The 26427-nt window shown below is 60.6% G+C and carries 25 protein-coding genes; 12 read left to right on the top strand and 13 right to left on the bottom strand.

What is annotated here, in order from left to right:
• Window positions 1-71 precede the first annotated feature (71 nt).
• Window positions 72-938 carry a Ku protein gene (locus D8U71_RS05015; protein ID WP_122612738.1) on the bottom strand — a complete coding sequence of 289 codons (867 nt, stop codon included), beginning with the start codon at window positions 936-938 and terminating at the stop codon, window positions 72-74.
• Window positions 939-1127: 189 nt separating this feature from the next.
• Between D8U71_RS05015 and D8U71_RS05010 the strand changes: the two genes are divergently transcribed.
• The 4 genes from D8U71_RS05010 (at window position 1128) to nudC (ending at window position 4483) form a co-directional block, all read left to right on the top strand.
• Window positions 1128-1448 (top strand): hypothetical protein, encoded by a 321-nt coding sequence (locus D8U71_RS05010; protein WP_016774702.1) that lies wholly within the window; start codon window positions 1128-1130, stop codon window positions 1446-1448.
• A 52-nt stretch (window positions 1449-1500) separates the two neighbouring features.
• On the top strand, window positions 1501-2646 hold the full coding sequence (locus D8U71_RS05005; protein ID WP_130887287.1) for a PQQ-dependent sugar dehydrogenase: 1146 nt from the start codon (window positions 1501-1503) through the stop codon (window positions 2644-2646).
• Window positions 2647-2832: 186 nt separating this feature from the next.
• Complete coding sequence (locus D8U71_RS05000; protein ID WP_130887286.1) at window positions 2833-3645, top strand: crotonase/enoyl-CoA hydratase family protein; 813 nt, start codon at window positions 2833-2835, stop codon at window positions 3643-3645.
• A gap of 7 nt (window positions 3646-3652) precedes the next feature.
• Window positions 3653-4483, top strand: a complete 831-nt coding sequence (gene nudC / locus D8U71_RS04995) for an NAD(+) diphosphatase (RefSeq protein ID WP_130887285.1) — start codon at window positions 3653-3655, stop codon at window positions 4481-4483.
• Here nudC and D8U71_RS04990 read toward each other — a convergent pair.
• A complete protein-coding gene (locus D8U71_RS04990) occupies window positions 4451-5230 on the bottom strand; it encodes a TSUP family transporter (RefSeq protein WP_130887284.1) in 780 nt (259 codons plus the stop codon). The two genes, nudC and D8U71_RS04990, sit on opposite strands and share 33 nt — an antisense overlap.
• A gap of 253 nt (window positions 5231-5483) precedes the next feature.
• Between D8U71_RS04990 and D8U71_RS04985 the strand changes: the two genes are divergently transcribed.
• The gene (locus D8U71_RS04985) at window positions 5484-5687 is read left to right on the top strand and encodes a hypothetical protein (RefSeq protein WP_125926840.1); all 204 of its coding nucleotides are present in this window, start codon (window positions 5484-5486) and stop codon (window positions 5685-5687) included.
• A 151-nt stretch (window positions 5688-5838) separates the two neighbouring features.
• On the opposite strand, the gene D8U71_RS04980 is transcribed toward D8U71_RS04985, so the two are convergent.
• Window positions 5839-6318: a nuclear transport factor 2 family protein gene (locus D8U71_RS04980; protein ID WP_016774707.1), complete on the bottom strand. Its 480-nt coding sequence runs from the start codon at window positions 6316-6318 to the stop codon at window positions 5839-5841.
• A gap of 54 nt (window positions 6319-6372) precedes the next feature.
• The gene (locus tag D8U71_RS04975) at window positions 6373-6936 is read right to left on the bottom strand and encodes a TetR family transcriptional regulator (protein WP_130887283.1); all 564 of its coding nucleotides are present in this window, start codon (window positions 6934-6936) and stop codon (window positions 6373-6375) included.
• A 215-nt stretch (window positions 6937-7151) separates the two neighbouring features.
• Here D8U71_RS04975 and pssA point away from each other — a divergent pair, with 215 nt between their 5' ends.
• Complete coding sequence (pssA, locus tag D8U71_RS04965) at window positions 7152-8495, top strand: CDP-diacylglycerol--serine O-phosphatidyltransferase (RefSeq protein ID WP_130887281.1); 1344 nt, start codon at window positions 7152-7154, stop codon at window positions 8493-8495.
• 120 nt (window positions 8496-8615) lie between these two features.
• Here pssA and efeO (D8U71_RS04960) read toward each other — a convergent pair whose 3' ends face one another.
• The 4 genes from efeO (D8U71_RS04960) to efeU are packed head-to-tail and all read right to left on the bottom strand — an operon-like array spanning window position 8616 to window position 12815.
• Window positions 8616-9440: an iron uptake system protein EfeO gene (gene efeO / locus D8U71_RS04960; protein ID WP_110600624.1), complete on the bottom strand. Its 825-nt coding sequence runs from the start codon at window positions 9438-9440 to the stop codon at window positions 8616-8618.
• 26 nt (window positions 9441-9466) lie between these two features.
• Window positions 9467-10765: an iron uptake transporter deferrochelatase/peroxidase subunit gene (gene efeB / locus D8U71_RS04955; protein WP_130887280.1), complete on the bottom strand. Its 1299-nt coding sequence runs from the start codon at window positions 10763-10765 to the stop codon at window positions 9467-9469.
• 17 nt (window positions 10766-10782) lie between these two features.
• Window positions 10783-11967: an iron uptake system protein EfeO gene (gene efeO / locus D8U71_RS04950; RefSeq protein ID WP_130887279.1), complete on the bottom strand. Its 1185-nt coding sequence runs from the start codon at window positions 11965-11967 to the stop codon at window positions 10783-10785.
• Between the two features lie 8 nt (window positions 11968-11975).
• Entirely contained in the window at window positions 11976-12815 is an 840-nt protein-coding gene (gene efeU / locus D8U71_RS04945; RefSeq protein ID WP_130887278.1) for an iron uptake transporter permease EfeU, read from the bottom strand.
• Between the two features lie 259 nt (window positions 12816-13074).
• Here efeU and D8U71_RS04940 point away from each other — a divergent pair, with 259 nt between their 5' ends.
• The 6 genes from D8U71_RS04940 to D8U71_RS04915 all read left to right on the top strand — a co-directional run bounded on the left by D8U71_RS04940 (window position 13075) and on the right by D8U71_RS04915 (window position 19983).
• On the top strand, window positions 13075-14091 hold the full coding sequence (locus D8U71_RS04940) for an AraC family transcriptional regulator (RefSeq protein WP_024012945.1): 1017 nt from the start codon (window positions 13075-13077) through the stop codon (window positions 14089-14091).
• A 183-nt stretch (window positions 14092-14274) separates the two neighbouring features.
• Window positions 14275-15939: an AMP-binding protein gene (locus D8U71_RS04935; RefSeq protein WP_130887277.1), complete on the top strand. Its 1665-nt coding sequence runs from the start codon at window positions 14275-14277 to the stop codon at window positions 15937-15939.
• A gap of 18 nt (window positions 15940-15957) precedes the next feature.
• Entirely contained in the window at window positions 15958-16719 is a 762-nt protein-coding gene (locus D8U71_RS04930; protein WP_041480381.1) for an SDR family NAD(P)-dependent oxidoreductase, read from the top strand.
• Window positions 16720-16730: 11 nt separating this feature from the next.
• On the top strand, window positions 16731-17924 hold the full coding sequence (locus tag D8U71_RS04925) for an acetyl-CoA C-acyltransferase (RefSeq protein WP_130887276.1): 1194 nt from the start codon (window positions 16731-16733) through the stop codon (window positions 17922-17924).
• A 142-nt stretch (window positions 17925-18066) separates the two neighbouring features.
• Window positions 18067-19194 (top strand): acyl-CoA dehydrogenase, encoded by a 1128-nt coding sequence (locus tag D8U71_RS04920; RefSeq protein WP_130887275.1) that lies wholly within the window; start codon window positions 18067-18069, stop codon window positions 19192-19194.
• Between the two features lie 15 nt (window positions 19195-19209).
• Window positions 19210-19983: an enoyl-CoA hydratase gene (locus D8U71_RS04915; protein ID WP_130887274.1), complete on the top strand. Its 774-nt coding sequence runs from the start codon at window positions 19210-19212 to the stop codon at window positions 19981-19983.
• A 172-nt stretch (window positions 19984-20155) separates the two neighbouring features.
• Here D8U71_RS04915 and D8U71_RS04910 read toward each other — a convergent pair whose 3' ends face one another.
• The 5 genes from D8U71_RS04910 to D8U71_RS04890 form a co-directional block, all read right to left on the bottom strand.
• A complete protein-coding gene (locus D8U71_RS04910; protein WP_123442493.1) occupies window positions 20156-21307 on the bottom strand; it encodes an acyl-CoA dehydrogenase family protein in 1152 nt (383 codons plus the stop codon).
• Between the two features lie 3 nt (window positions 21308-21310).
• Window positions 21311-22417 (bottom strand): enoyl-CoA hydratase/isomerase family protein, encoded by a 1107-nt coding sequence (locus D8U71_RS04905; protein ID WP_130887273.1) that lies wholly within the window; start codon window positions 22415-22417, stop codon window positions 21311-21313.
• A gap of 141 nt (window positions 22418-22558) precedes the next feature.
• Complete coding sequence (locus D8U71_RS04900; protein ID WP_024012953.1) at window positions 22559-23245, bottom strand: HPP family protein; 687 nt, start codon at window positions 23243-23245, stop codon at window positions 22559-22561.
• A 156-nt stretch (window positions 23246-23401) separates the two neighbouring features.
• The gene (locus tag D8U71_RS04895; RefSeq protein WP_130887272.1) at window positions 23402-24580 is read right to left on the bottom strand and encodes an MFS transporter; all 1179 of its coding nucleotides are present in this window, start codon (window positions 24578-24580) and stop codon (window positions 23402-23404) included.
• Window positions 24581-24822: 242 nt separating this feature from the next.
• Window positions 24823-26202, bottom strand: a complete 1380-nt coding sequence (locus D8U71_RS04890; RefSeq protein WP_130887271.1) for a UDP-glucose/GDP-mannose dehydrogenase family protein — start codon at window positions 26200-26202, stop codon at window positions 24823-24825.
• Between the last annotated feature and the right edge of the window lie 225 nt (window positions 26203-26427).

Genomic DNA, 26427 nt, shown 5'->3' with positions numbered 1-26427 from the left:
GTTCCCCTGTGGGAGCGAGCCTGCTCGCGAAGGCGGTTTCACTTCCAACATACCTCTATCTGGCCCAACGCTTACTCCCCAGACGCCTTCCGAGTCTTCTTCGCCGGCGCCGCCTTACTGGTTGATTTGGCCTTGGACTTGGCCGGTGCCTTGCCGCCGAGGCTGCGTTTAAGCAGCTCGGTCAAATCGATAACGTCGGCAGTCTTGCGCTCTTCCTCGCCAGTGGCGGTCTCGACGTCCTCGATCTTGCCTTCGTGGGCTTTCTTCTCGACCAGCGCCATGATCTTGTCTTCGAACTCGTCCTTGTAGTCCTCAGGCGACCACTCCGAGGTCATGTCTTCAACCAGACGTTTGGCCATGTCCAGCTCGCCCTTGGCCAGTTGCGGCTTGGTCACTTCGCTGCCCAGCGCCAGTTCATCAAGGCTGCGCACTTCCTGGGGCCAGCGCAGTTTCACCAGAACCAGCGCCGACTCCAGCGGCATCAACGCGGCCAGGTATTGACGGGTATGCAGGACAACGCGGGCGAGGGCGACCTTGTTGGTTTTGCTCAGGGTTTCACGCAGCAACGCGTAGACCTTGCCGCCGCGCTTGTCTGGCGCCAGGTAGTAGGGCGTATCGATGTTCTGCAGCGGAATCTGCTCGGCATCGACGAACGAGAAAATGTCGATGGTCTGCGTGGAAACGGGGTGCGCGGAGCGGATTTCTTCCTCGCTGAGCACCACATATCGGCCCTTTTCGTAGGCCACGCCTTTGACGATGTTCTCTTTGGTGACTTCCTTGCCGGTGACCTTGTTGATGCGTTTGTAGCCCACCGGGTCCATGCTGCGGCTGTCGAGCCAGTCGAAGTCCACGCCTTGGGACGACGTCGCTGAAACCAGCGCCACGGGGATGTGTACCAGTCCAAAACTGATTGCGCCTTTCCAGATTGCCCGAGCCATGACCTGTCCTCCGAGTGATGATCAGGTGACCCGCGGCGCGGTGAGAAAGTTTCCGGTGATTGCGCGGCTTCCAGCGGTACGGTCAAGCCGTGTTACATGTTGTTTAAGGCGCGAGGGTTAACAAATCCGAACCCACGGCGTAGCGTGGGCTCCAAGGCTCTAGTCCACGCACATCGAGAGGTATTTCCCATGAACCGGTTTCTGCTTGGCATCGCCGTCCTTGCCCTCAGTGGCGGTCTGGTTCATGCCGATGTCGTGCTGGCGCAAAGCCCTACGGGCAACAGCAACAATCCCTACAACAGCCCGATCCGCCGGGCCAATCCCAACAGCATGCAGGGCACCCAGCCCAGCGCTCCGCCCCTTCGCGGGCCGAACACCGTTCCCGTGCCACGTCAGCCAACCGTTGAAAATCGCGGTATCGGCAATGGCCAGCCAATTCGCTCGGTGCCGAGCAATCCGCCAACCTTCATTCCCAACCCGCCCCCACGGGGCACCGGCAGCAACCGTTGAACGGCAGGACTGATGTTCTGTCAGCCTTTCACACGAACAAAAGGAATCGTGCATGTTGCGTAAAACCCTATTAGCTACCTGCTGCGCCGCCGCGCTGATCAGCGCCCCGGCCTTCGCCGCCGCGCCCAAGGAGCTGAAAAGCGAACAGGGCATTCTTGAAGTCACCACCATTGCCCAAGGCCTCGAACATCCTTGGGCGCTGGCGTTTCTGCCTGATCAGAAGGGCATGCTGGTGACCGAACGCCCGGGTCATCTGCGCGTCGTCAGCAAGGACGGCAAACTGTCGGACCCGATCAGTGGCGTGCCGCAGGTCTGGGCCAAAGGGCAGGGCGGTTTGCTCGATGTGGCGCTGTCGCCAGACTTCAAGCAGGACCGCATGGTCTACCTGTCGTATGCCGAAGGCGGTGGTGAGGGCGGCAAGGCTGGTACGGCGGTAGGGCGCGGACGGCTTTCCGATGACCTGAAGACGTTGAAGGACTTCAACGTGATCTTCCGTCAGGAACCGAAACTCTCAGTGAGCAACCACTTCGGTTCGCGCCTGGTGTTCGATCGCGACGGGTATCTGTTCATCACCCTCGGCGAAAACAACGATCGGCCGACGGCGCAGGACCTCGACAAGCTGCAAGGCAAAGTCGTACGGATCTTCCCGGACGGCAAAGTGCCGGACGATAACCCTTTCGTTGGCCAATCCGGTGTCCGGCCTGAAATCTGGTCCTATGGCCTGCGCAACCCGCAGGGCGCGGCGCTCAACCCGTGGACCGGCACGTTGTGGGAAAACGAGCACGGGCCGCGTGGCGGTGATGAAGTGAACATCATCGAGCGCGGCAAAAACTACGGCTGGCCGTTGGCGACCCATGGCATCAATTACTCGATGCAGCCGATTCCAGAGGCCAAGGGCAAAACTGCTGAAGGCACCGTGGCGCCGCACCATGTCTGGGAAAAATCCCCCGGGGTTACCGGCATGGCGTTCTACGACGCCGATCGCTTCACGCCGTGGCAGCACAACGCGTTTATCGGCGCACTGGTGTCCCAGGAGCTGATTCGACTGCAGTTCGATGGCGACAAGGTCGTGCATGAAGAGCGTCTGCTGGGTGAGTTGAACAAGCGGATCCGCGATGTGCGCCAAGGGCCGGATGGCTATCTGTATGTGCTGACGGATGAAGAAAATGGCTCGCTGTACAGGCTGGGGCTGAAATAAGCCAATCGATCGTTCCCACGCTCTGCGTGGGAACGCAGCCCGGGACGCTCTGCGTCCCAAAAGATCGCAGCCTTCGGCTGCTCCCCAATGAGCCGCGCCAGTCAGTCCCGCATTTGGCCGAACCGCCGCCCCGTTGCCTTGTTATAGTTCGGGCCTTATTTCCCAGCCCGGTAAAGGATCACTGCCATGACTCAATACTCCGCCTTCAGTGTCGAACTGGCCGACAACATCGCGCATGTGCAGATCAATCGCCCGGAAAAGATCAACGCAATGAACGCGGCGTTCTGGAGCGAGATTGTCGAGATATTCCAATGGATCGACGATACCGACGAAGTCCGCGTGGCAGTCCTCAGCGGTAACGGCAAGCATTTTTCCTCCGGCATTGACCTGATGATGCTTGCCGGTGTCGCCAATGAACTGGGCAAGGACGTGGGCCGCAATGCGCGCCTGCTGCGGCGCAAGATCCTTAATCTGCAAGCCTCGTTCAACGCCGTCGACAACTGCCGCAAACCGGTGCTTGCTGCGATTCAGGGCTATTGCCTGGGCGGGGCGATCGATCTGATCTCGGCTTGTGATATGCGTTATGCCGCCGAGGACGCGCAATTTTCCATCAAGGAAATTGACATCGGCATGGCCGCTGACGTCGGTACGCTGCAACGGTTGCCGCGAATCATCGGAGACGGCATGCTGCGTGAACTGGCATACACCGGTCGCACCTTTGGCGCCGAGGAAGCACGCAGCATGGGCCTGGTCAATCGCGTCTACAGTGACAAAGACACACTGCTCGAAGGCGTGTTCGGCATTGCCCGTGACATCGCGGCGAAGTCGCCGATTGCCGTGACCGGCACCAAGGAAATGATCAGCTACATGCGCGATCATCGCATCGACGATGGTCTCGAATACGTTGCCACCTGGAACGCCGCCATGCTGCAATCCACCGATCTGCGCGTGGCCATGGCCGCCCACATGAGCAAACAGAAACCCGAATTTCTGGATTGAGTTAACCATGACCTCTCGCTGGACCACTGCAGTACTCGACACCGATCAACCCGGCGGCTGGGCCGTAGCGCGCAGCCCGGAAGGCTTTCTGTTCGATGACAACGGCGCGCTGTTCCCGCGCGAATGGCTCAAGCGCCAAGACCTTTCAGTCCTCGCCGAGCATGGGATTGGTCATCTGGATGGCGAGCCGGTCTATCTGCTCGAGTTGCGCAGTGTCAGCGAAGTGCCCGGATGCGGCTGGAAAGGCTTGCGGGCGTTCATGCTCGAAGGCGATCACACGCTGTACAAAGTGCTCGGTTATGCCGCACAGATCGGCACTTGGGCACGCGAGCATCGCTTCTGCGGCAACTGTGGCCAGCCGATGACACAAGTACCGCGCGAACGAGCGATGTATTGCCAGCCGTGCGAGCTGCGCAGTTATCCGCGCATTTCACCGAGCATGATCGTGCTGATTACCCGTGGCGACGAAATCCTTCTGGCACGCTCGCCGCGTTTCGTCTCCGGGGTTTACAGCACGCTGGCCGGTTTCGCCGAGCCGGGGGAATCAGCCGAGGATTGCCTGATTCGCGAAGTTCGCGAGGAAGTGCAGATTGAAGTGAAGAACATCCAGTACATCGGCAGCCAGTGCTGGCCGTTCCCGCACTCGATGATGCTCGGCTTCCATGCCGAATATGCCGGTGGCGAGATTGTCTGTCAGGAAGACGAGATCGAGGACGCTCAGTGGTTCAACGTGCATGACCTGCCGCCGTTGCCGGCATCGCGCTCGATTGCCCGTTATCTGATCGACGTCTATGTGGCGCGGCGCTTAGGCCACGCTGAACCAGTGCTGCCAGGCTAAGCGCACAGTCAAGCCGAGCACGACGGTGATGAACACCGGACGAATGAATTTGGCGCCGCCGCTGATCGCGGTACGCGCGCCAAAGAAAGCCCCGACCATCACCGACAGGCCCATGCACAAGCCAATGATCCAGTCGACTTGTCCGGAGAAGATGAACACCGACAGCGCCGCGATGTTGCTGACAAAGTTCATGCTGCGGGCCACGCCGCTGGCCTTGACCAGATCGATCGGGTACAGCAGCAGACTGCTGACTGTCCAGAACGCCCCCGTACCGGGGCCGGCCACGCCATCGTAGAAGCCGAGGCTGAAGCCTTGGGTCGATTGCCATTTCTTTTTGATCGGCGCGTCGCTGTCCAGCGGCGCTTTCGGCGTGCCGCCAAACAGCAAATACAGGCCACAGGCGAAAACGATCACCGGCAGCATCTTGTTCAGCCATTCGGCCGGCAGGTAATGCGCAACCACCGCGCCAGTCAGCGCGCCGACCAAGGTGCCGACAATGGCCTGGGTCCACTGACGTGGGTGAAACAGTTTGCGTTTGTAGAAGGTGAAGCTGGCGGTCGCCGAACCGAAGGTCGAGCTCAGCTTGTTGGTGCCTAATACCAGATGCGGCGGTAAACCCGCAGTCAGCAGCGCCGGCGTGGTCAACAGACCGCCACCGCCAGCGATGGCATCGATGAAACCGGCAAGGAAAGCAACAGCAGCCAGAATGGCCAAGGTGGTGAGGTCAACGCTGAGTTCGAAAGGCATGGAGTCGGCTTATTCGGCAAGGCGCAGAACGTGGGCTGCGGGGAGGGCGGTTATGTTACTCATTTCCAGGTGTTGCGGCGAGCTATCGCTTTACCCGGATCGCGTCATTGAAATACCTGTTTAGCAGCGGTGGCTAGTTCGAATCAATATAAAAACCTGTCAGGTTTCACAGGTGCCAGATTGTGTATAGAAGGCCAGCATTGACCCTTCTCGCTGTTGTGCTAGTGAAAAGGTACTTAAAGGAGAATGGGTGATGGAGTTCATTGTTGACCTGCACGGAACTAAAGAAACCGAACAAGACGCTCGGGATAAAACCATCAAAAACCGAACTGTAGCTGGAAAAATCCTGGTGATTACGAAGGTTCAGATGCACCCGGCATCACACTCGGCAACGGTTACCTACGAGTATGAGACGGATCCGGATTTTGATTGGGAGGAAAAAACTGCGGAATATTAAGGCGAGAACAGGGAACTGTACCGGTAACCGGTCAGGAGAAATGATAGGAACATGCCTGCTGGCGATGCCGATCGGTTATTCAACACATTCATTGAATGACGATCCGCTGTCGCTAGCAGGCTAACTGCTCTCCCAGGGGATTTATGTGAATTTACAGGCCAAGTTCACTCAGCCCCGGATGATCATCCGGCCGGCGGCCCAGCGGCCAGTGGAATTTGCGCTCGCTTTCCTTGATCGGCATGTCGTTGATGCAGGCATAGCGCTGGAACATCAGGCCGTTGTCATCGAACTCCCAGTTCTCGTTACCGTACGAGCGGAACCAGTTGCCCGAATCGTCGTGCCATTCATAGGCGTAACGCACCGCGATACGCGTATCGGAGTAAGCCCAGAGTTCTTTGATCAAGCGATAATCGAGTTCCTTCGCCCATTTGCGCGTCAGAAACGCCTTGGCCTCTTCGCGGTTGTTGGCGAACTCGGCGCGATTGCGCCACTTGGTATCGAGGGTGTAAGCGAGCGACACCTTCTCCGGATCGCGGCTGTTCCAGCCATCCTCGGCCAGACGCACCTTCTCGATCGCTGACGCATGGTTGAATGGCGGCAATGGCGGACGTACCTGGGCTGCAGTCGACATGTTCAATCTCCTGATTCATTTGATGTATGAACAACAAGTCCGGCTTATTAAGAGTTACAGGCCCAATAACTTTCGCGCCATGCATTGCGCATTATCGGCGGCACTGTGATCACCCATCACAAGCGCTACGGTAATGGCGCCTTCAATCAGGATCAGCAACTGCCTGGCCAATAGTTGCGGATCCTCGGCACCAAATTCGGTACACAGCTTGCTCACGTAGTCGAGCAGCTTCTGTTTATGTTCTTTGGCCACCAGCCGCACTGGATCCTGCGGATCACCGGTTTCGCCGCTGGTGTTGATAAAAGCACAGCCGCGAAAGCCTTCCGAGTCGAACCAGCCCTTGAGCACGGTAAACAGGTTGAGCAGGCGATCAACCGGGGTTTCGGCCTGATCGACAGCATGTGTGAACCAGTGCATCCAGCGAACATCGCGTCGCTGAAGCGCTGCGACAACCAGTGCGTCCTTGTCGGCAAAGTAACGGTAAATGCTTTTTCTGGAGACGCCGGCGGTCTTCACCAGAAGATCCATGCTGGTGGCAGCGATGCCACTTTTGTAGATCAACTTTTCGGTGACATCCAGAATGATGTCGCGTGTGTCATTGCTGATTGATTCGTTCATGTGGCTAACAGTAGAACGAGTGTTCTCCTTGGTCAAGCGATTTTCTTCGGCGTGTGTGAAAACGCTTTCGCGAGCAGGCTCGCTCCCACAGGGAAATGCATTTCAACGGTGGGAGCGAGCCTGCTCGCGAAGGGGCCATTACGGACACTGACAAGACCCGGCGCAGACGATGGTGTAAGCTCTCAAACTCTTCGGAATCGAACCTTGCGAGCCTTATGCCGTTGCTTTTCAAACGTTCTCTGCTGCCTAAACTGCGCAGCTTCGCGCTGACCGCCGAGGCGGTGAGCATTCTGTCCAGTGCTGCCGAATTCCGACGCTGCCTGCTCGAGCAAATCGCCGCAGCGACCCAGCGCATCTACATCGTCGCGCTGTATTTGCAGCAGGACGAAGCCGGTCAGGAAATCCTCGATGCCCTGCACGCGGCCAAGCTCAAGCGTCCCGAGCTGGAAATCGCCGTGGTGGTCGACTGGTTGCGCGCCCAGCGCGGTTTGATTGGCGCCGGTAAGCAGCCGGGCAACGCCGCCTGGTATCAGGACATGACCCGCACGCACCAGAGCGAAGTACCGATCTACGGCGTGCCGGTGCAGACCCGCGAGCTGTTCGGCGTGCTGCACCTCAAAGGCTTCGTGATTGACGACAAGGTGGTCTACAGCGGCGCCAGCCTCAACAACGTCTATCTGCACAAACTTGACAAGTACCGTTTCGACCGTTACCACGTGCTGCACAGTCGCGAGCTGGCGGATTCGATGCATCACCTGGTCAAGCATGGCCTGATCGAATCGAAAGCCGTGCACCGTCTCGACCTGCCCAACCTGCCGACTACCCGCAGCCTGCGCAACGACATCGGCGACCTGCGCAGCCGTCTCAAATACGCGACTTACGACACCGGCGCCGGCAGCACCAGCCGAGAAGGTCTGTCGGTCACGCCACTGCTCGGCGTCGGCAAGAACAACCCGCTGAACCGGGCGATTCTCGAACTGATCGCCAGCGCGCAAAAGCAGCTGACCATCTGTACGCCATACTTCAACCTGCCACTGGGCGTGATCCGTGAGATCAACCGCGCGCTGGCCCGTGGCGTGAAGATCGATATCGTGGTCGGCGACAAGACTGCCAACGATTTCTACATTCCGCCGAGCGAGCCGTTCAAGGTGATCGCCGCGCTGCCGTATCTGTACGAGATCAGCCTGCGCCGCTTCGCCAAACGCCATCAGCACAGCATCGACAGCGGCCAATTGAACCTGCACTTGTGGCGCGACGGTGACAACACCTATCACCTCAAAGGCATGTGGATCGATCAGCGCTACACCTTGCTGACCGGCAACAACCTCAATCCGCGCGCGTTCCGCCTGGATCTGGAAAACGCGCTGCTGATCGACGATCCGAAAGGCGAATGGCTGGAGCCACGGGCGAAAGAGCTGGAAAACATCTTCCGCCATACCACGCGGATCGACAGTTTCCAGACCCTGGAGACACTGCCAGATTACCCGGCAGGGGTGGCGAAGTTTCTCAAGCGGGTGAGTCGGGTGAGGATTGAGCGGTTGCTCTACCGGATTCTCTAGCGCTGCTGAAATCGCTATCGCGGGCAAGCCCGCTCCCACAGTGTTCGATGTCGTTCACAAAGCCTGTGCACACCTAGATACCTGTGGGAGCGGGCTTGCCCGCGATGAGGCGCTGAAGATTTAATTCAGACCCAACTTCCCGCGCATCATCGAAAGATCCTCCGCCAGCGTATTCACCGGCCCGACCAGCGCCTTGCGGTCGTTGTCCTTGACCTTGTCATAGGTCTCAAACCCGCCATCCGCCGTCTTGTACTTGGCCAGAATCCTGTCAACCGTGGCGAAGTTCTTGTCGACTTTCGCTACGAACGCCTTGTCCTGCTGTTCGATCTGCGGGCGGAACAAGTCGACGATCTTCTTGGCGCCGTCGATATTGCCCTGGAAGTCATACAGATCGGTGTGGCTGTAGCGGTCTTCCTCGCCGGAAATCTTCGTCGCCGCCACTTCTTCCAAAAGAGCAGCAGCGCCGCCGACGACTTTCTCGGGCGGGAAGGTCAGACCGGCCACGCGGGTTTGCAGATCCTGCACGTCTTTGTTCAAACCGTCGGCCAGTGCATCCAGGCCTTGGGTGGATTTCTCCGCGAACAACGAATATTCAATGCGGTGAAAGCCAGTGAAATCTTCAGCCTTTACGCCTTTTTCGTGGTCGTCGACACGCGAGTCAATGGATGCATCGAGATCGCTGAACAGCTCGGCAATCGGCTCGATCGACTCGTAATACACCCGCGTCGGCGCGTAGAGCTTCTGCGCGGTCGCCAAGTCGCCTTTCTTCACCGCGTCAGTGAACTGCTGGGTGTGGCTGGCCAGTTCATCGAGCTTTTCGGTGACGTAAATCTTGTAGTCCGACACCGGTCCCACCAGATCCAGCGGTGCAGTCGCGGCAAACGCCGCCAGCGGAGTGTTGAGCAAACCAAGGGTCAGCAATAACGCGAGTGGCGTCTTTTTCATGGGGCGGCTCCAGTGTCGGTTGGGTGTCATGCGGTTTTGTTTTGAGAGGTCGCAGCGAGTAACGAGCGACCGATGAAATCGTCATCGCCGGTCACGCCGGGCAGGGTGAAGAAGTAACCGCCGCCGACCGGTTTGAGATATTCCTCAAGCGGCTCGCCATTGAGGCGGGTTTGCACGGTGATAAAGCCTTTTTCCAGATCGGCCTGATAGCAGATGAACAGCAGGCCCATGTCGAGCTGGCCGTTCTTGTTGACGCCGTTGGAGTAGTTGAACGGCCGGCGCAGGATCAGATTGGCCTGGGTCGCGGCGGTGCGCGGGTTGGCCAGACGAATGTGCGCGTCGAGCCTGGTCAGCTTGCCGGCCGGGTCTTTGCTGTAATCCGGCACTTCGCTTTCCTTGTGGCCGCCGATGGGCGCGCCGCTGCTCTTGACCCGGCCGAGAATGCTTTCCTGTTCCTGCAACGGCGTGCGATCCCAGCGCTCGACGAAGTTGCGGATGATGCGCACCGCTTGGTAACTGCCGTGGGCAGCCCAGGCCGGTTCGTCACTGTCCGGTTGTACCCAGACAATCCGCTCCATCGCCTTGGCGTCGTTGGAATCGGGGTTGGCCGAGCCATCGCGAAAACCGAGAAAGTTGCGCGCCGACTGCGCCGGTACGCCGGGTTTGGCCGGCGCTTGCGGCGGGACGCTGCCTTCCTGTTTCCAGCGCACCAGCAGCAGGTCAGGCAGGTTTTTGACGATGTCGCGTAGGGCGTGAATGTTGGTGTCGGCGGTGTTGGCGCAGAACTGCAGACTGATGTCGCCATGGCAGCAATCGGCGTCCAGCGCATCGTTGGGAAAGCCGACCATGCGTTGCAGACGCTTGGGCTTTGCCGCCGCCAGACCGAAGCGCTCGTCGAACAGCGAATCGCCGACGGAAACGGTGATGGTCAGGTTGTCCGGGGTGACCACCGGGCCGAGGATGCCGGAGTCCAGCGGCGGCAGTTTCGGGTCGACCTGCGCGACCGGGCCGCCCTTCATCAAAAACGCGATGCGTTCGTTCAAGGTGCGGAACAGCCGCTCGAGGTCTTCGCGATCGCTGGCCAGCACATCGAACGCCACCAGCATTCCGGAGGCCGGGCGCGGGGTGACGATGCCGGCCTGGTGTACGCCGTGAAAGTCGTGACGGTCTTCGGTCTTGTCGCTGCTCGGCGCTTCGGTGACTTGCGCAGGCTGCGCGGCCATGGCCGGGCAGCTCAGCGCCGATCCGGCAAGGGCGACACCGGCGGCGCCCATGCCCATCAGCACGCGACGTCGTTGCAGGTTGAGAGGTTCTGAATCGTTCATCTGTCGTGGTCTTCTGCTTACAGGCCGGAAAGGCCGAGGGCGGGGTCGATGCCATCCATTGCCGCGGCCAGAGCCTTGGCTTTGGCGGCGATCTGCTGGCGTTGCGCGGCGGTCACGGCGTCGTAACTGACGTAGCCATCGGCGGATTTGAACGCGTTGAGCTGGTTGTCGAAGTCACTCATGGCCTGGTCGACATTCGCCAACACGTCAGCGGCGGATTTGCTCAGCATCGGCCGCAGCAGGTCGACGACCTTGCGCGCAGTCTGCGTGTTGGCGGCGAAACCGTTGAGATCGCTGTGGCTGTAGCGTTCCTCTTCACCGCTGCCGGCGCGCACATCGGCGAGGCTGTTGAGGTTGCGCACGAGGATGCTGACCAATTGCTCCGGCGGCAGCGACTGCGCGAGCAACTGTTGCTTGAGGACGGTGACGTCAGCGAGCAAGCGCTGGGCAATCGGCGCGACATCGTCGAGTTTGCGTTGCTGGAACAGCGCGTATTCGAGGCGATGGAAACCGACAAAGGCCGGATCCTGCTCGCGCTTTTCGAAGTAATCGGCGCGGGCATTGATCTGATTGTCCAGCTCGGCCAGGCGCTGCGCCGCCGGCGCCAGACGCTGATAAGCGGCACGCGCCGGCAGGTACAACGCTTGCGCCTGCGCCAGATCACCACTGGCGATCGCCTGGTTCAGCGCCGTCGCCGCTTTGATCAACGCGCTGCCCTGAACGGCCAGATACACGCGAAATTCCGACAGCGGCCCGACGAACGCCACCATCGAGGGCTTGGCCTTGGCGGCGGCATCGGAAGCGGCCGTCGGTGTGACGTGCAAGGTGCCGCGCGGGTTGCTGAGCAAGCCGCAGGTGATCGCATAGTCGCCCGGTTGCAGGTTGGCGTTGATCACTTGGCTCAGGCCCGGCGCGATGTTTTCCCGCTCTTCGACCACCAGCACGCCGTCGAGAATTTCCCACTCGACCGCACGCTCGGAGCGGTTGACGATGCGGAAACTGGCGCGGCCGGCCGGCACCGTCAGGGCATTCGGCTCGCAACTGTGCGGGTGGATGTTGACGACGATTTCGTCATGGTTGTGCTGACGCTTGGCGGCGGCCATGTTCGAGGCGTACCAGAACAGCCCGCCGGCGGCGATCATCAGCAGCACCGAGCCGGCCAGCGCCCAACGCAGGGCCGGAGGGGTTTGGGTAGTAGACATGAAGGGCCTTATTGGCTGGAAACGGAAGTGGTTGGCGTCGCCTGGCGAGGCGCGGGCATGAAGAACATCACCAGTGCCAGCAGCAGATAAATCAGGTACGCGCCCAAGGTGCTGACGGTCGGTGCATCCTGATAACCGAACATGCCGGCCAGCACCGAGCCCAGCGGGCCGTCCATCGGCAGCGTCGCGCTGAAGTCGAACAGCACCGTTTGCAGGTGATTCCACAGCCCGGCTTCATGCAGCGCCTGCACCGAGTTGGCGAGAATCCCGGCGGCGACCACGAGGATGAACAATCCGGTCCACTTGAAGAACGCCGAGAGGTTGAGGCGCATGCTGCCGCTGTAGATCAGGAAACCGACGATCACCGCCAGAATCAGGCCGAGCAGGGCGCCAATCGGTGCGCCCGGGCCTTCGCTTTGCTGGAACACGGCGAGCAGGAAGAACACCGTTTCCAGGCCTTCGCGAGCGACGGCGAAGAAGACCATGGCGATCAATGCAATCACCTGATGCCTGGATTGCGTCAGCGCCTGATCCAGCGAGGCTTGAAGCGAGTGCTTGATCGACCGCGCGACCTTGCGCATCCAGAACACCATCGAACTGAGAATGCCCACGGCGACCAGACCGACCACGCCTTCGAACAACTCCTGCTGCTTTTGCGGGAATTCAGCACTGACCAGCTCCAGGCCACCGCCGACCAGCAGGGCAAGGGCAGCGGCGAGGAAGACGCCGATCCATACCGCTGGCATCCATTGACCACGGCCGGTCTGCTGCAAATAACTGGCAATGATGCTGACGATAAGCGCGGCCTCGATGCCTTCGCGCAACATGATCAAAAAGGGAACGAGCATTGGCGAGCCACAGCGATTTAGATAGGAGGCTAAGTTGTAACATAATGACACTCATTCCCAAATGGCATTCATTGACATTTAGCTGAACCTTAGCTGAACAACTGTCATTCCTGCTCGCGAATGCGGTATGCCTGTGACATTTGTTTATCTGACACACCGCGTTCGCGAGCAGGCTCGCTCCCACATTGGCCCTGCGGTGACTTCAGCAGCTGGGTTAAGATGCCCACCACCCAAAAAACAACAAGGCTCACCTCGCTCCATGGCAGAAAAAGACACCATTGCCATTCAACTGGTGCGCGAAGCGCTGCTGCAAAGTTGTGCCCCGGGCGCGGCGACGGATGAGGCGTTGAGCAAGGTCGGCATCGATCCGGCTTTGTTAGCGGCCGATGAGGGCAGGGTGCCGGCCTCGCAATACGCCAGACTCTGGCGCCTGCTGGCACGACGCGGTGATGACGAGTTCTTCGGCATGGACCCACGCCCGCTCAAGTCCGGCAGCCTGGCGTTTCTGTGTCGCAGCGCAATGGCGCAACCGACGCTGGCGGCGGCGCTGGATACCGGTCTGACGTTCCTGTCGCTGATGCTGGAAAAACTGCCGGCGCAACTGGTGCATCAGCAGAGCCTGGCGGAAATCGTCCTGCTCGAAGACGACGCCGAACCGCGCCGCGCCTTCACCTATTTCACTTACTGGATGATCGTGCACGGCGTCGCGTGCTGGCTGGCCGGGCGGCGGATTCCGATTCTCGCCATTGAACTGCGCTGCGCCGAACCGGATTTCACTGATGACTATCGGGTGATGTTTTCGGAAAACCTGCGTTTCGAACGTCCGCGAACACGAATGATCTTTTCCGCCGATTGTCTCGATCTGCCGATCAAGCGCAGTGCCGAAGAACTCAAGCGCTTCCTGGCCCAGGCGCCGGCGAACATTCTGGTCAAGTACCGCGACCCCGACAGCCTCGCCAGCCGAATCAAGCAGGATCTGCGGCAAGTGCCCGCCGAGCACTGGCCGGAAACCGAGGCGCTGGCCCAGCAACTGTGCATGTCCGCGTCGACATTACGCCGGCGTCTGGCCGAGGAAGGGCAGACTTATCAGGGTCTCAAGGACAGCGTGCGAAAGGAATTGGCAATCACCTGGCTGGCAGAGCCCTCGATCAGTTTCGTCGAGATTGCTGCACGGCTGGGCTTTGCGGATGCCAGTTCGTTCTACAAGGCGTTTCGCAAATGGTCCGGGTCGAACCCGGGGCATTACCGCACGCTGATCCTCAATGAGGTGGTCTGACCCGACGCCTTCGCGAGCAGGCTCGCTCCCACCCAGGGCCGCGTGACCATTCCCTTAAAAGGCTTGGCCAAACCAGTCAGCCACTTTGATAACTTTGACCATTGCCCCGAGCCCCGCGCGGCGCGACTATCCCTGTGTTGTTTACGGTTCCCAGCCTAATAAAAACACCGAGGGATTCTGGCAATGCGCGATTACTTGTCTGCCACCGAACAGTTCAACTATCAGCACACCGTCGATGCATCGCTCAGCGGCACGCTCGCTGCGCTCAACGCCTGCGTCGAATGTTGCGACCGCCATGCCTTGCCCGGGCGTATTGCGTTGTTCTGGGAAGGTCGCGACGGCTCAAGTGCGACTTACACCTTCACTGATCTGCAAGACAAAGCCGCGCGTTTCGCCAATTTCCTCCTCGCCCAGGGCGTGCAGAAGGGCGACAAGGTCGCCGGCCTGCTGCCGCGCAACGTCGAATTACTCATCACCGTGCTCGCCACCTGGCGCATCGGCGCGGTGTATCAGCCGCTGTTTACCGCATTCGGGCCGAAAGCTCTTGAACATCGCCTGAACAGTTCCGGGGCGAAAGTCGTCGTCACCGACGCGGTCAATCGGCCCAAGCTCAGTGAAGTCAGCGCATGCCCGACCATCGTCACCGTTGGTGGAGCCAAAGGCCAGGGCATCGTACGTGGTGATTTCAGTTTCTGGGCTGAGCTGGCCAACTATTCCAATGTCTGCGAGCCGGTATTGCTGACCGGCGAAGACCCGTTCCTGCTGATGTTCACCTCGGGCACCACGGGGCCGGCGAAAGCGCTGTCAGTACCGCTCAAAGCCATCGTCGCTTTCCAGAGCTACACCCGCGATGCGGTGGACCTGCGTCCTGAAGACGCATTCTGGAACGTCGCCGATCCGGGCTGGGCCTACGGCATTTATTTCGGCGTGACCGGGCCGTTGGCGCTGGGCCACCCGATTACCTTCTACGATGGCCCGTTCACCCTCGAAAGCACCTGCCGGGTGATCAACAAATACGGCATTACCAATCTCACCGGCTCGCCCACTGCCTATCGCCTGCTGATAGCCGGGGGAGAGGAGTTCGCCAAATCGATCAAGGGCAAACTGCGCATCGTCAGCAGCGCCGGCGAGCCGCTGAACCCGGAAGTGATCCGCTGGTTCGCAGACAACCTCGAGGTGGTCATTCACGATCATTACGGCCAGACCGAACTGGGCATGGTGCTGTGCAACCACCACGGCCTCGAGCACCCGGTGCATGTCGGCGCCGCCGGTTTCGCTTCGCCGGGCCATCGCATCGTCGTGCTCGATGAGCAATACAACGAACTCGGCGTTGGTCAGCCGGGCATTCTTGCCATCGACCGCCCGCAGTCGCCGATGTGCTGGTTCGGCGGCTACGAAGGCGCGCCGACCAAGGCTTTCGTCGGCAACTACTATCTAAGCGGCGACACCGTGGAGTGGAACCCGGACGGTAGCATCAGCTTCGTCGGCCGCAGTGATGATGTGATCACTACTTCGGGCTACCGCGTCGGCCCGTTCGACGTGGAAAGTGCCCTGATCGAACACCCTGCCGTGGTCGAAGCGGCGGTCGTCGGCAAGCCCGACCCGGAACGCACCGAACTGGTCAAAGCCTTCGTCGTGCTGAGCGCGCAGTACCGCGCCGCGCCGGAGCTGGCCGAAGAACTGCGCCAACACGTACGCAAGCGTCTGGCCGCGCATTCGTACCCGCGTGAAATCGAATTTGTCAGCGAATTGCCCAAAACCCCGAGTGGCAAATTGCAGCGCTTTATCTTGCGCAACCAGGAAATCGACAAGGCTCAAGAGGCCGCGGCGCACAACGTTTCAGCTTGAATCCAAGGAAACACCGTCATGCAGATCGAGAACAAGGTTTTTATCGTCACCGGCGGCGCTTCAGGCCTCGGTGCCGCCAGCGCTGAATTGCTGGTCAGTGCCGGCGCCAAAGTCATGCTGGTCGACATGAACGCCGAAGCCGTCGCCGCGCAGGCCCAGCGCCTCGGTGCGCAAAGTGTGGTTGCCGACATCAGCAATGAAGCTGCCGCCGAAGCCGCTGTGCAGGCGACCGTTGCCGCATTTGGCAGCCTCAACGGCCTGATCAACTGCGCCGGCATCGTGCGTGGCGAGAAGATCCTCGGCAAAAACGGCCCGCACGCCCTGAGCAGCTTCGCGCAAGTGATCAACGTCAACCTGATCGGCAGTTTCAACATGCTGCGCCTGGCCGCTGCGGCGATTGCTGAGAGCGAAGCCAATGCTGACGGCGAGCGTGGCGTGATCATCAACACCGCCTCGGTCGCAGCGTTCGACGGTCAGATTGGCCAGGCTGCGTACTCGGCTTCGAAAGGCGCGATCGCCAGCCTGACCCTGCCGGCCGCCCGCGAACTGGCGCGCTTCGGCATCCGCGTGATGACCATCGCACCGGGCATTTTCGAAACGCCGATGATGGCCGGCATGACCCCGGAAGTGCGCGACTCGCTGGCCGCCGGCGTGCCATTCCCGCCGCGTCTGGGCAAGCCCGCCGAATACGCCGCGCTCGTGCGCCATATCATCGAAAACAGCATGCTCAACGGCGAGGTGATCCGTCTCGACGGCGCCTTGCGCATGGCCGCCAAGTAAGGAGGATAGTCATGACTATGTCCAATGATCCGATTGTTATCGTCAGCGCCGTCCGCACACCGATGGGCGGTTTTCAGGGCGAGCTGAAAAGCCTCAGCGCACCGCAACTCGGCGCGGCGGCGATCAAGGCTGCGGTCGAACGCGCCGGTGTCGCCAGTGATGCGGTTGATGAAGTGCTGTTCGGTTGCGTACTGCCTGCCGGCCTCGGCCAGGCGCCGGCACGACAGGCTGCGCTGGGCGCCGGGCTGGACAAATCGACGCGCTGCACCACGGTCAACAAGATGTGCGGCTCGGGCATGCAGACCACCATCATGGCCCACGACATGCTGCTTGCCGGCAGTGCCGACGTGGTGATCGCCGGCGGCATGGAAAGCATGTCCAACTCGCCGTACCTGCTCGATCGCGCCCGCGCCGGCTATCGCATGGGCCATGGCCGCGTGCTCGATTCGATGTTCCTCGACGGCCTCGAAGACGCCTACGACAAGGGCCGCCTGATGGGCACCTTCGCCGAGGATTGCGCCGAGGCCAACAGCTTCAGCCGCGAGGCGCAGGACGCTTTCGCCATTACCTCGACCACCCGCGCGCAACAGGCGATCAAGGACGGCAGCTTCAAGGACGAAATCGTCCCGCTGACGGTGACCGTCGGCAAAGAGCAGGTGGTGATCAGCAACGATGAACAGCCGCCAAAAGCCAAACTCGACAAGGTCGCCTCGCTGAAACCGGCGTTCCGCGAAGGCGGCACGGTCACCGCAGCCAACTCCAGCTCGATTTCCGACGGCGCGGCGGCGTTGGTGCTGATGCGTCAGTCCCACGCGCAGCAACTGGGCCTCAAGCCACTGGCGGTGATTCATGGTCACGCTGCGTTCGCTGATACCCCTGGGCTGTTTCCCACCGCACCGATTGGCGCGATCAAGAAACTGGTGAAGAAGACCGGTTGGACGCTGGATCAAGTGGATCTGTTTGAAGTGAACGAAGCGTTTGCCGTGGTCGGCATGGCGGCGATGACGCACCTGGAGATTCCCCACGACAAGCTCAACGTGCACGGCGGCGCCTGCGCGCTGGGCCATCCGATCGGTGCGTCGGGGGCGCGGATTCTGGTGACGTTGCTCGCGGCGCTGCGGCAGAAACAGCTCAAGCGCGGCATTGCAGCGATCTGCATTGGCGGCGGCGAAGCCACGGCCATGGCTGTGGAATGCGTTTACTGAAGGCATCGCCGATCAACTGTGGGAGCGAGCCTGCTCGCGAAGACGTCGTTTCAGCCGGCACATGCGTGACTGAGACACCGCTTTCGCGAGCAGGCTCGCTCCCACAGGGTTCTATGTCGTACTCAGATTTGAAGGAATCACCATGATCCCCAACGAAGACCAAACCCAGATCCGCGACATGGCCCGGCAGTTTGCCGAGGAACGGCTCAAGCCGTTCGCCGCCGAGTGGGATCGCGAGCACCGTTTCCCCAGGGAAGCCATCGCCGAGATGGCCGAACTGGGCTTTTTCGGCATGCTCGTGCCGGAGCAGTGGGGCGGCTGTGAAACTGGCTACCTCGCGTACGCCATGGCCCTGGAAGAAATCGCCGCCGGCGACGGTGCCTGCTCGACGATCATGAGCGTGCACAACTCGGTCGGCTGTGTGCCGATTCTCAAGTTCGGCAATGACGACCAACGCGAGCGCTTCCTCAAACCATTGGCCAGCGGCGCCATGCTCGGCGCCTTCGCGCTGACCGAACCGCAGGCCGGTTCCGATGCCAGCAGCCTGAAAACCCGCGCGCGGCTGGAAGGCGATCACTACGTTTTGAACGGCTGCAAACAGTTCATCACCTCCGGGCAGAACGCCGGCATCGTGATCGTGTTTGCCGTGACTGACCCGAGCGCCGGCAAGCGCGGGATCAGCGCGTTTATCGTGCCGACCGACTCGCCCGGCTACAAAGTCGCGCGGGTCGAAGACAAACTCGGCCAGCACGCGTCCGACACCTGCCAGATTCTCTTCGAAGATGTGAAAGTGCCGGTGGCCAATCGGCTGGGCGAGGAGGGCGAGGGCTACAAGATTGCCTTGGCCAACCTTGAAGGCGGCCGCGTCGGTATCGCCTCGCAAGCCGTCGGCATGGCCCGCGCCGCGTTCGAAGCCGCCCGTGATTACGCCCGCGAGCGTGACACCTTCGGCAAGCCGATCATCGAGCATCAGGCCGTGGCGTTCCGCCTGGCGGACATGGCCACGCAAATTGCCGTCGCCCGGCAGATGGTGCTTTACGCCGCAGCCTTGCGTGACAGCGGCCAACCGGCGCTGGTCGAGGCGTCGATGGCCAAGTTGTTCGCCTCGGAAATGGCCGAGAAGGTCTGTTCCATGGCCTTGCAAACCCTCGGCGGTTACGGTTACCTCAACGACTTCCCGCTGGAACGCATCTACCGCGACGTGCGCGTCTGCCAGATCTACGAAGGCACCAGCGACATTCAGCGCATGGTCATTTCGCGCAATCTCTGACAAGGAATTTTATTCATGACTTACGAAACGATTCTGCTGGAAACCCGCGACCGCGTCGGCCTGATCACCCTCAACCGGCCGCAGGCGCTGAACGCGCTGAACGCGCAACTGGTCAGCGAAGTGAACCACGCCCTCGATACGCTGGAAGCCGATGCGCACATTGGCTGCATCGTCCTCACCGGTTCGAAAAAAGCTTTCGCCGCCGGCGCCGACATCAAGGAAATGGCTGAGCTGACCTATCCGCAGATCTACATGGACGATCTGTTCAGCGACAGCGATCGAGTGGCCAACCGACGCAAGCCAATCATCGCAGCGGTCAACGGCTTTGCCCTCGGCGGCGGCTGTGAACTGGCGCTGATGTGCGACTTCATCCTGGCTGGCGACAACGCCAGATTCGGCCAGCCGGAAATCAACCTCGGCGTGCTGCCGGGCATGGGCGGCACCCAGCGCCTGACCCGCGCCGTGGGCAAAGCCAAAGCCATGGAAATATGCCTGAGCGGGCGCATGATCGACGCGGTGGAAGCCGAGCGTTGCGGCATCGTCGCGCGGATCGTGCCGAGCGATGAGCTGCTTGATGAGGCGCTGAAAGTCGCAGCGGTGATCGCCGGCAAGTCATTGCCGATTGCGATGATGATCAAGGAGAGCGTCAACCGCGCGTTCGAGGTCAACCTGAGCGAAGGCGTGCGCTTTGAGCGACGGGTGTTCCATGCCGCGTTTGCTACGCAGGATCAGAAGGAAGGGATGGCGGCGTTTATTGCAAAGCGTGAGGCTGCATTCCAAGGCAAATAGTGTATGAGCTTCAAAAGCCCCTCACCCTAGCCCTCTCCCCAAGGAGAGGGGACTGACCGCGTGATATGGGCGAATTACGCCGACCTGAAAGGTTGCCGCTGAATCCGTAACCGACTCGGTCGGCTCCCTCTCCCTGGGGAGAGGGCTGGGGTGAGGGGAAGGGCCAACGCCATTACAACTGGTAGTTCTTCAAATCCCGCGCAATCACCATCCGCTGTATCTCGCTCGACCCTTCATAGATCTGGGTAATCCGCGCATCGCGGTAGTACTTCTCGACTGGGTAATCCTCCAGATAGCCATAGCCGCCATGGATCTGGATCGCCGACGAACACACTTTCTCGGCCATTTCCGACGCGAACAGCTTGGCCTGTGAGGCCTCGGACAAGCATGGTTTACCCGCCGTGCGCAGCCGCGCTGCATGGAGGATCAGCAACCGTGCGGCGTTGATCTGCATGTGCATGTCAGCCAGCAGATTGGCGATGCTCTGGTGCTCAATGATCGGCTTGTCGAATTGCACCCGGTCTTTCGAGTAGGCCAACGCCGCTTCAAACGCTGCCCGGGCGATACCCAATGCCTGCGCGGCGATGCCGATGCGTCCGCCTTCAAGGTTGGACAGGGCAATCGCCAGGCCCTTGCCGCGTTCGCCGAGCAGATTGGCCTCGGGGATGCTGCAGTTGTTCAGCGTCACCGCGCAGGTGTCGGAGGCGCGGATGCCCATTTTGTGTTCGGTGCGATCGACGATGAAACCCGGTGTGTCGGTCGGCACCAGAAACGCTGACAGGCCTTTTTTGCCGAGATCCGGATCGGTCACAGCGAAGACGATCGCCAGTTTCGCCCGCTTGCCATTGCTGACAAATTGCTTGGCACCGTTGATCACCCATTGGCCGTCGCGCAGTTCGGCGCGGGTGCGCAGGTTGTGCGCTTCGGAACCGGCCTGGGGTTCGGTCAGGCAGAAGCAACCGATGGTCTGCCCACTGGCCAGATCGGCCAGCCAGGTCTGTTTCTGTTCGGCGCTGCCGTAGTTGAGCACCGGCCCGCAGCCTACCGAGTTGTGAATGCTCATGAACGCGCCGGTCGCGCCATCGCCGGCAGAGATTTCCTCAACCGCCAGCGCATAGGCAACGTAATCGACGTAGGTGCCGCCCCATTCCTCCGGTACAACCATGCCGAGCAGGCCCAGCTCGCCCATCTTCGCCACCAGCGCGTCGTCGATCCAGCCGGCCTTTTCCCAGGCCTGGGCGTGGGGCGCGATTTCGCCACGGGCAAAATCCCGGGCCATGTCGCGGATCATCACTTGTTCTTCAGTCAGTTCGAGATCGTGCATGACTCAGCTCCCGCTCTCATCAAAACCATGGAAGAAGCTCGCCACCTGCGCAGCGTCCAGCTCAGCGACGGTTGGCGGGTTCCAGCGCGGTGACTTGTCCTTGTCGATCAGCAGGGCGCGCACGCCTTCGATCAGGTCGCCACGGGCAAACCACTGGCGGTCCAGATGCAGCTCCAGCGCAAAGCAATTCTCCAGACTCAGGTGCCTGCCGCGACGGAGCATTTCCAGGGTCACGGCCATGGCCAGCGGCGAGCGGGTTTCCAGCAGATCCGCCGTGGTGACCGCCCATTCGTGGCTGTCGGCGACAGTGACGGCGCGCAATTGCTCGATCATGCTCGGCACGTCGGGCAGGGCGAAGAAGTGGTCGATGGCCGGGCGCAGCGCCTCAAGTGGGGCATCCGGCAGGGTTTGTACAGCGTGCTTGGCCAGCAGGTTCTGCAGCGACTTGAGCGGCGTGTCCTGCCACTCCATCTGGTCGAGTTTCTCGTCGAGCAGGGCCAGTTTGCTGCTGTCCAGATACCAGTCGGCGAGGCCGCAGTACAGCGCATCGGCAGCGCGAATCTGCACGCCGCTGACGCCCAGATAAATCCCCAGTTCACCGGGAATGCGTGGCAGGAAATAGCTGCCGCCGACGTCGGGGAAATAACCGATGGCCACTTCCGGCATCGCCAGACGGCTCTTTTCGGTGACCACGCGCAGATCGGCGCCTTGCACCAGGCCCATGCCGCCGCCGAGGACGAAACCGTCCATCAGGGCCAGCACCGGTTTGCGGTAGTGATGAATCGTCAGGTCGAGGGCGTATTCCTCGACGAAGAAATCTTCGTGCAGCGTGTCGCCGCTCTTGTAGCTGTCGTACAGCGAACGAATATCACCGCCGGCGCAAAAAGCCTTTTCGCCGGCACCGCGCAATACCACGGCGTACACATCGGCGTCAGACGCCCAGGCATCGAGCTGCTGTTGCAGCAGACGCACCATGTCCAGGGTAATTGCATTGAGGCCCGCAGGGCGGTTGAGGGTCAGGTGGCCGATATGATTGCGCACCTCGGCCAGCACGTCGTTTGGTATGGCATCCATGGACGGGGTCCGCCGGGATGAAGCCTGAGCTGTCATCTGTAACTCCCTGCTTTTATTGTCTTTATTCGAAAAGCCCGCGCGCGGGCGTTAGCGGATCGTAACAGTGCAAATTTGTCGTGTACAACGGGGATATGTGCAGGGGGAATCTGCGTTTTTACATGACTCGAAATTGCGTGGTTATCGGAAGGTTTCGCTGATGCTGCGGCGCTTGGCGTGCAGTTCGCTGGCGTGGATCAGGCGTTCGAGGTCTTCGGGGGTGACGTCGATGAAAGCTTCCATGTCGGCCAGCGCAAGCTTGAGGTCTTCGGCGGTGATCGCCTGGCGGTCGACCGGGACCACTGGCGGTGCCGGGTCGGCAGCGCGTTTCGGATAGCGGATGCGGGTCAGGTTGTTATAGGCCAGCGCACTGACGAGCATGCACAGGGCGCCGAGCATCACCGGCTCCATGGCTTTCCAGTCCATGGCGATGGTTGCAGGGTCGGCGAGAACCAGTGTCAACGCCAATGCGCCGGCCGGTGGGTGCAGGCAACGCAGCCAGCACATCAGAATCACCGCCATGCCGGCGGCGAGGCAGGCGCTGCCCAGCGTGCGGCCAAGCACGTGGGCGACCAGCAAGGCGACCACGCCAGCACACAGGTAGCCGCCGAGAATCGACCAGGGCTGGGCGAGGGCGCCGGAGGACACGGCGAACAGCAGCACCGCCGAAGCGCCGAGCGGGCCGACCAAGTGAAAGGCAACGTCATGGCCGAACACCTGCGCACACATCCACACGCTGAACAGCGTGCCCAAGGCCATGCCGATCGCGGCACGGCTCCATTCAGTGGGGCGGGTGTTGATGGCAGCGGGCAACCAGCGAGCAAGCATGTAGAACTGATCCTTTACAAAATCCGGGGCAAAAAAAAGGACTTGTCCGGCATATCCGGAAAGCCCTCGAAGCGTTCCAACATTGGGGGAGGAACGCGCGTAGTTTGCCGATCAAAATCGATGCTGACAAATTCATATAAATGCAGTTTTAGTGCACTAATTTTGCATTGAAGTGGTGCGCCGCGCGCTGACGAAGCATAGATAGCCACCCAGCGCCGCCAAGCCGCTCAGGGCGTAGAACATGCTCGGCGCCGGCGTGTGCATCAGCAGAAACCCGCACAGCACCGGGCTCGCCCCACCGCCGAGTGCCGCCAGGTTCTGCGCGCCGTAGTAACTGCCGCGCAGTGCCTCCGGGGCGAGGGTATCGACGAAGAGGAAGTCTGCCGGGTAAATGATCATTTCGCCCAAGGTGAAGATGAACATCGCCACGCACCAGCCGAGCAGGCTGTCCGCCACACTGAAGCCAATCAACCCGACGATGAACAGCGCAGTGCCGCCGGCAATCCAGTGACGCAGGTGTTCGCGGCTAAGCCAGCGACCGATCTGGTATTGCAGCAGGATCACTGTGATTGCGTTGCAGGCGAGCAGGGCGGCCATGGTGTCCAGGGTCTGTTGCTGGGTGTGGGTGACCAGCAGGTATTGCGACAGGTACAGGGTGAAGCGCCCGTGCACCAACGTGCTGAGCAGGCAGCCAAGGGTGAACAGCACCATGGTGCGGTCGTTTTTCAGGATCATCAGCGTGTTGAGGAAACTCTGCGGCGCGCTGGCGGCTGTTATCGGACGCACATCGCGGACTGCGCCGAGCAGCAGAAAAATACTGCCAATGGCGATCGCACCGGCAACGATGAACGGCGCGGACGGCTGCACCCCGGCAATCACCACGCCAATCATCGGGCCGACGGCGTAGCCGATATTGGTCAGCGTGTAATTGAGGGAAAACGCCTTGACCCGCTGGCCCACCGGCAGGTTTTCACTGAGGATCGCCTTGGAGCCGATGAGGAACAGCGCCGACGCGGTTTCGCTGATGATCAGCACCAGGGTGACCAGATACAGGTTCTGCCCGAAGGTCAGCAGGATCAGGCCGATACCGCTGGAGAGCATGGCCACAATCAGCAACTGGCGCTTGTCCAGCTTGTCGATGATGTAGCCACCGTACAGCGACAGCAGCGTGGCGCTGAACACGGCGATGCCCAGCAGCAAGCCGACATCCTGCGGATCGAGGCCGAGCTTGTTGCTGAGGAACAGCGTCAGCAGCGGACTGACCAGGGCACGGCTGATGACCACGGTCAGTGAGCTGATCATCAACCGGCGAATGAACGGCGAATAGATGGCCACGGAAGGGGAATGTCCTTATTCGGGAAGCCTGAGCGAACGCCATCCTCTCTGGGCAGCTGCCACCGGTCAAGCTGATACACCAGCGTCCCTCGGAGCACATGATTTCCCTGTGGGAGCGAGCCTGCTCGCGAAGGCGACGGATCAGTCACCTGCGATGTCGCTGACATACCGTATTCGCGAGCAGGCTCGCTCCCACAGGGTCGGTGTAGCTCATAATTTGCAATGACTCCCACAGGGCCAGTTCAAGCCACATCCGAAGCCGCCGGCCTCTGCCGCAAGGTGATCGGCAACCTGCACGATTCACCACGGCCCATCGGGAAATACTGAAAGCCATTGCGTGCCAGACGCTCGGCGTCGTAAAGGTTACGGCCGTCGAAGATGACCGGGCTGTTGAGCCGTTGTTTGATCAGCTCGAAATCCGGGGCCTTGAATTGTTGCCATTCGGTACAGATGATCAGCGCATCGGCGCCGGCCAGTACCGATTCCGGCGTGCCCATCAGCATCAGTTTTGATTCGTTTGGATAGAGATTCTGCGTTTCGACCATGGCCTCCGGATCAAACGCGCGCACGCTGGCCCCGGCAGCCCATAAATCTTCGAGCAGAACCCGGCTCGGTGCGTCGCGCATGTCGTCGGTGTTGGGTTTGAACGCCAGGCCCCACAGGGCAAAGGTCCTGCCGCGCAAATCGCCCCGGTAGAACGCGTTGATGCGTTCAAACAGCTTGTGCTTCTGCCGCTGGTTGATCGCCTCAACCGCTTGCAGCAGATCACTGGAGCAATGCGCCTGTTCGGCACTGTGAATCAAGGCGCGCATGTCTTTGGGAAAACACGAACCGCCGTAGCCGCAACCCGGGTAGATAAAGTGATAGCCAATCCGCGTATCGGCACCGATGCCCTGGCGCACTGATTCGATGTCCGCGCCGAGGTGCTCGGCGAGTTCGGCGATCTGGTTGATGAAACTGATCTTGGTCGCCAGCATGCAGTTGGCGGCGTATTTGGTCAGCTCGGCGCTGCGCAGGTCCATGAACAGGATGCGGTCATGGTTGCGGTTGAATGGCGCGTACAGATCGCGCATCACATCGCGCACTTCCGCGCCTTCGCAACCGATGACGATACGATCCGGCCGCCGGCAATCAGCAACCGCTGAACCTTCCTTGAGAAATTCCGGGTTGGAGACGATATCAAACTGCAGCAGGCGGCCAATCTTGATCAGGGCCTTTTCGATGTGGCTGCGCAAAGCGTCACCCGTGCCCACCGGCACCGTGGACTTTTCCACGACGATCAACGGCTGTTGGCGATGCCGGGCAATCGCGTCGCCGACCGACAGCACGTAGCGCAGGTCCGCCGAACCGTCCTCGCGTGACGGCGTGCCCACCGCAATGAACGCCACCCGCCCATGCAACACCGCAAGCCGCTCATCAGTGGTGAATTGCAGGCGCTGCGAATCCAGGCCCTCGCGCACCAGACTGGCCAGCCCCGGCTCGAAAATACTGACGTGACCCTGGCGTAACTGCTCGATCTTCTGCGCGTCGACATCCATGCACACCACGTCGTGACCGACCTCAGCCAGCACCGCCGCTTGCACCAGACCGACGTAACCACTGCCAAACACCGTAATCTTCATGCCGCACTCCTGTTCGCAGTCCCTGCATTGAACATAAGAGCGCGATGTTTCAGTTCGCCTACCGTGCTGATAAAGCAGCAAACAGACCGTTCGGGGAATGCCCGATTGACTTTTACCGCCTCGAACGGCAGGTTGTCGGCCTTTCGCGGCAACCCCCGTCTTTGAGTCACGCCGTTTTTTTGCGTTTCATTTCATGCATTTATTGTTTTTGTTGAATCGTTTTTT

The sequence above is a fragment of the Pseudomonas sp. Sample_21 genome (genome assembly GCF_004307525.1).
Lineage (GTDB): Bacteria > Pseudomonadota > Gammaproteobacteria > Pseudomonadales > Pseudomonadaceae > Aquipseudomonas > Aquipseudomonas atacamensis.
This window is presented reverse-complemented; position numbering and strand designations above follow the sequence as displayed.

Coding starts and splice junctions, on each gene's coding strand:
- D8U71_RS04935 (WP_130887277.1), top strand. CDS start 14,275: ATGCGCGATTACTTGTCTGCCACCGAACAGTTCAACTATCAGCACACC.
- D8U71_RS04975 (WP_130887283.1), bottom strand. CDS start 6,936: ATGAACGAATCAATCAGCAATGACACACGCGACATCATTCTGGATGTC.
- D8U71_RS04900 (WP_024012953.1), bottom strand. CDS start 23,245: ATGCTTGCTCGCTGGTTGCCCGCTGCCATCAACACCCGCCCCACTGAA.
- D8U71_RS04925 (WP_130887276.1), top strand. CDS start 16,731: ATGACTATGTCCAATGATCCGATTGTTATCGTCAGCGCCGTCCGCACA.
- D8U71_RS04910 (WP_123442493.1), bottom strand. CDS start 21,307: ATGCACGATCTCGAACTGACTGAAGAACAAGTGATGATCCGCGACATG.
- D8U71_RS05010 (WP_016774702.1), top strand. CDS start 1,128: ATGAACCGGTTTCTGCTTGGCATCGCCGTCCTTGCCCTCAGTGGCGGT.
- efeU (WP_130887278.1), bottom strand. CDS start 12,815: ATGCTCGTTCCCTTTTTGATCATGTTGCGCGAAGGCATCGAGGCCGCG.
- D8U71_RS04985 (WP_125926840.1), top strand. CDS start 5,484: ATGGAGTTCATTGTTGACCTGCACGGAACTAAAGAAACCGAACAAGAC.
- efeB (WP_130887280.1), bottom strand. CDS start 10,765: ATGAACGATTCAGAACCTCTCAACCTGCAACGACGTCGCGTGCTGATG.
- D8U71_RS05015 (WP_122612738.1), bottom strand. CDS start 938: ATGGCTCGGGCAATCTGGAAAGGCGCAATCAGTTTTGGACTGGTACAC.
- D8U71_RS04920 (WP_130887275.1), top strand. CDS start 18,067: ATGATCCCCAACGAAGACCAAACCCAGATCCGCGACATGGCCCGGCAG.
- pssA (WP_130887281.1), top strand. CDS start 7,152: ATGCCGTTGCTTTTCAAACGTTCTCTGCTGCCTAAACTGCGCAGCTTC.
- D8U71_RS04990 (WP_130887284.1), bottom strand. CDS start 5,230: ATGCCTTTCGAACTCAGCGTTGACCTCACCACCTTGGCCATTCTGGCT.
- D8U71_RS05005 (WP_130887287.1), top strand. CDS start 1,501: ATGTTGCGTAAAACCCTATTAGCTACCTGCTGCGCCGCCGCGCTGATC.
- efeO (WP_130887279.1), bottom strand. CDS start 11,967: ATGTCTACTACCCAAACCCCTCCGGCCCTGCGTTGGGCGCTGGCCGGC.
- D8U71_RS04905 (WP_130887273.1), bottom strand. CDS start 22,417: ATGACAGCTCAGGCTTCATCCCGGCGGACCCCGTCCATGGATGCCATA.
- D8U71_RS05000 (WP_130887286.1), top strand. CDS start 2,833: ATGACTCAATACTCCGCCTTCAGTGTCGAACTGGCCGACAACATCGCG.
- D8U71_RS04980 (WP_016774707.1), bottom strand. CDS start 6,318: ATGTCGACTGCAGCCCAGGTACGTCCGCCATTGCCGCCATTCAACCAT.
- D8U71_RS04930 (WP_041480381.1), top strand. CDS start 15,958: ATGCAGATCGAGAACAAGGTTTTTATCGTCACCGGCGGCGCTTCAGGC.
- D8U71_RS04915 (WP_130887274.1), top strand. CDS start 19,210: ATGACTTACGAAACGATTCTGCTGGAAACCCGCGACCGCGTCGGCCTG.
- D8U71_RS04890 (WP_130887271.1), bottom strand. CDS start 26,202: ATGAAGATTACGGTGTTTGGCAGTGGTTACGTCGGTCTGGTGCAAGCG.
- nudC (WP_130887285.1), top strand. CDS start 3,653: ATGACCTCTCGCTGGACCACTGCAGTACTCGACACCGATCAACCCGGC.
- D8U71_RS04940 (WP_024012945.1), top strand. CDS start 13,075: ATGGCAGAAAAAGACACCATTGCCATTCAACTGGTGCGCGAAGCGCTG.
- efeO (WP_110600624.1), bottom strand. CDS start 9,440: ATGAAAAAGACGCCACTCGCGTTATTGCTGACCCTTGGTTTGCTCAAC.